General features: G+C 70.3%; 2 protein-coding genes. Both read left to right on the forward strand.

All coding sequences use genetic code 11. The features are described 5' to 3' along the window. Positions 1 to 2,071 (forward strand): FtsX-like permease family protein (locus tag CCL05_RS39450; RefSeq protein WP_086565419.1); only part of this gene is annotated, 2,071 nt, incomplete at its 5' end. Positions 2,072 to 2,217: 146 nt separating this feature from the next. After that, the coding region (locus CCL05_RS39455) for a tryptophan halogenase family protein (RefSeq protein WP_086565420.1) at positions 2,218 to 3,768 on the forward strand (1,551 nt) is incomplete at its 3' end.

Below are 3,768 nucleotides of genomic sequence, written 5' to 3' on the forward strand. Positions count from 1 at the left end.
GGTCACCCTCGGACTGCACGGCACCATGGCCACGTACCGGGTGACCGGGCTGGTGAGCGGACCGGGCACGGCCGGAACGCTGTTCCTCGCGAACAGCGACGCGGCGCGTCACGCCCCGCAGCGGGACAAGGTCGACGCCATCGGCATCCTCACCCGCCCCGGCGCCGACACCGGCCAGGTGCGGGCCGCGCTCGCCGAGGCCTTCGCGGACGCCCCGGTCGCGGTGCTGTCCGGCGACGAACGAGGCCGTGCCGAGTTCCCCGACGTCGTGACCGACAGCAAGAACCTGGTGTCCATGTCGGCCGTGTTCGGCGGCATGTCCGTGATGGTCACGATCTTCGTGGTCGCCAGCACCCTCGGTCTGTCCCTGCAGCAGCGGCAGCGGCAGATGGCGCTGCTGCGCGCGATCGGCTCCACGCCCGGCCAGGTCCGGCGCATGGTGCTGGCCGAGACGTTCACCATCGCCGTGTTCGCCACCGCCCTGGCCTGCGTGCCCGGGCCGCGGGTGGGGCACTGGCTGCTCGGCCGGTTCGCGGACGCGGGTGTGGTGCCCGGCATGCTGATCCACCGCGCCGGCTGGGTCCCGATGATCGTGGGCGCCGGGGCGGGGCTCGTGACCGCGCTCGGGGCCGCCTGGATCGCGGCCCGCGCCGCCGCCCGGACCCGCCCGACCGAGGCGCTGGCCGAGGCGTCCCTGCAGCGTCGCCGGCTCAACTGGATCCGGCTCCTGTTCGCCGTCCTCTGCCTGGCGGGCGGCGTCACCCTCGCGATCGTCACGGTGAACGTCGACGGCACGGTGGCGGGCAGCACCGCCACGCCGGCCGCGATGCTGTGGACCGCCGGCTTCGGCCTGCTGGGCCCCACCCTGAGCAGGCTGATGACGGCCCTGCTGCGCTGGCCGCTGCGCGCGGTCACCGGCTTCTCCGGGCAACTGGCCATGCTCAACGCCAAGGCCCGGCCGGCCCGGCTGGCCGGAGCGGTCATGCCGGTCATGCTCGCCACCGGTCTGGCCACCGCCCTCATCTACCTGCAGACGACCCAGAACCAGGGCGCCCAGCAGGCGTTCGAGGACAACCTCCGAGCCGACCTCGTGATCACCTCGGTGTCCGGCGGGCTGCCCTCGTCCCTGGCCGACGGCATCGGCAAGGAGCCCGGCGTGGCGGCCGCCTCCGCCTATGTGCCGAGCTCCGGCTTCCTGGAGCCGTCCAAGGCCGAGATGGCGGAGTACGACGGCAAGGGCCGCAGGCCGAAGGGCGAGCGGGTGCAGATCACCGGCGTGTCCCCGGCCGGCATCGAACGCACCACGGCGATCCGTGCGGTGAGCGGCAGTCTCGCCGATCTGCGCGGGGACACCGTGGCCCTGCCCGAGTCCGCCGCCGGCGGACACTCCATCGGTGAGCGGATCCCCATGCGCATGGGCGACGGCACCGTGGTCGAGCCCCGCATGGTGGCGACGGTCGGGGACCAGCGCGGGTACGGCGCGGCCCTGATGCCCGCTGCCGTGGTGGCCGCGCACACCACCGACGGCGTGGTGCCGCAGATCCTGGTCGCGGCGGACCCCGGCACCGACACCGCGCGGCTCACAGCCGAACTCACCGGCCCCGGCGCGCCGTTGCCCGGGCTGCGCGCGGCCGGCCGGGCGGACCTGGTCACCGCCTCCGCCGAGCAGAACGACACCCAGACCTGGGTGGCGTACCTCCTGGTCGCCATGGTCGTCGGATACGCGGTCATCGCCCTGGTGAACTCCCTGGTGATGGCGACCGGCGAGCGGCGCCGCGAGTTCACCCTGCAGCGTCTGGTCGGCGCGACCCGGGGCCAGGTGATGCGGATGATGACGGTGGAGGCGCTGCTGACCGCGCTGGCCGGTCTCGGGCTGGGCATGCTGGTCGCGGTCCTGACCCTGGTCCCGCTGAGCAAGGCCGTACTCGCCCGGGCGCTGCCCGCCGGTCCACCGTCGATTCTGCTGGCCGTCCTCGTGTCCGCGCTCGCCCTGACGGTCGGTACGACACTGCTGACCGCCCGAATGGCGCTGCGCACCCGGCCCTCGGCGGCCATCGGCAGCCGGGAATGATCTGACGCCGCCCGCATTACCCGCGGTCACCTGTGTGTTTCGCCCACCACTTAAGAACGTGGTGGGCGAAGCCTTGTGAAACCTACGCTCGCTCTTATCGCGTTGAAGCCCATCGGAAACCATCGTCGTGGAATTGGAGCTTTTCGATGCTGAATAGAGTCGTGATCGTGGGGGGCGGTACAGCCGGCTGGATGACGGCGTCGTACCTCAAGGCGGCTTTCGGAGACCGTATCGACATCACCCTCGTCGAATCCGGAAAAGTCGGCACCATAGGCGTCGGTGAGGCAACGTTCAGCGACATCCGGCACTTCTTCGAGTTTCTCGGACTGAAGGAATCGGACTGGATGCCGGCGTGCAACGCCACGTACAAGCTCGCGGTCCGCTTCGAGAACTGGCGCAAGCCGGGTCACCACTTCTACCACCCGTTCGAGCAGATGCGGTCGGTCGACGGCTTCCCGCTGACGGACTGGTGGCTCAAGAACGGCCGCACCGACCGGTTCGACTCGGACTGCTTCGTGATGGCCAACATCTGCGACGCCGAGCGCAGCCCCCGTCACCTCGGCGGTGCCATGCTGTCGCAGCCGTACGAGGAAGGCACCGAAGAGCCCCAGGGCCTGACGATGTCGGAGCACCAGGGCAAGACCCAGTTCCCGTACGCGTACCACTTCGAGGCCGCGCTGCTGGCGAAGTTCCTCACCGCGTACACGGTGGACCGCGGCGCGAAGCACATCATCGACGACGTCAAGGACGTCAAGCTCGACGAGCGCGGCTGGATCAGCAGCGTGGTGACGGCCGAGCACGGCGAGCTGACGGGCGACCTGTTCATCGACTGCACCGGCTTTCGCGGGATGCTGCTCAACAAGGCCCTGGAGGAGCCCTTCATCTCCTTCCAGAAGAACCTGCCCAACGACAGCGCGGTCGCCCTGCAGGTGCCGCAGGACATGGAGGCGCGGGGCATCAGGCCCTGCACGACCTCCACCGCGCAGGAGGCGGGCTGGATCTGGACCATCCCGCTCTACGGCCGCATCGGCACGGGGTACGTCTACGCCAGTGACTACCTGTCCGCCGAGGAGGCCGAGCGCACCCTGCGCGAGTTCGTCGGCCCGAGCGCGGCCGACGCCGAGGCCAACCACATCAAGATGCGCATCGGCCGCAGCAACCGCTCCTGGGTCAACAACTGCGTGGGTATCGGCCTGACCAGCGGCTTCGTCGAACCGCTGGAGTCGACCGGCATCTTCTTCATCCACCACGCGGCCGAGCAGCTGGTCAAGAACTTCCCCGGGGCGGACTGGAACCCGGTGCACCGGGACAGCTACAACAGCGCCGTCGCCCATGTGATGGACGGCGTCCGCGAGTTCCTGGCCCTGCACTACGCCGCCGCCGGGCGCAACGACACGCAGTACTGGAAGGACACCAAGACGCGGGAGCTGCCCGACGGTCTGGCCGAGCGGATCGAGCACTGGAAGTACCAGCTGCCGGACAGCGAGTCGGTCTTCCCGTACTACCACGGGCTGCCGCCGTACTCCTACCAGTGCGTCCTGCTCGGGATGGGCGGCATCGAGCTCAAGCCGTCCCCGGCGCTCGCGCTCGCCGACGACAGCGCGGCGCTGAAGGAGTTCCAGTCGGTGCACGACCAGGCCGAGGCGCTCATCGGCCGGCTGCCGACGCAGTACGAGTACTTCACGCACATGCGCCGC

It is taken from the genome of Streptomyces africanus (assembly GCF_002150735.1).
Classification (GTDB): Bacteria; Actinomycetota; Actinomycetes; order Streptomycetales; family Streptomycetaceae; genus Streptomyces; species Streptomyces africanus.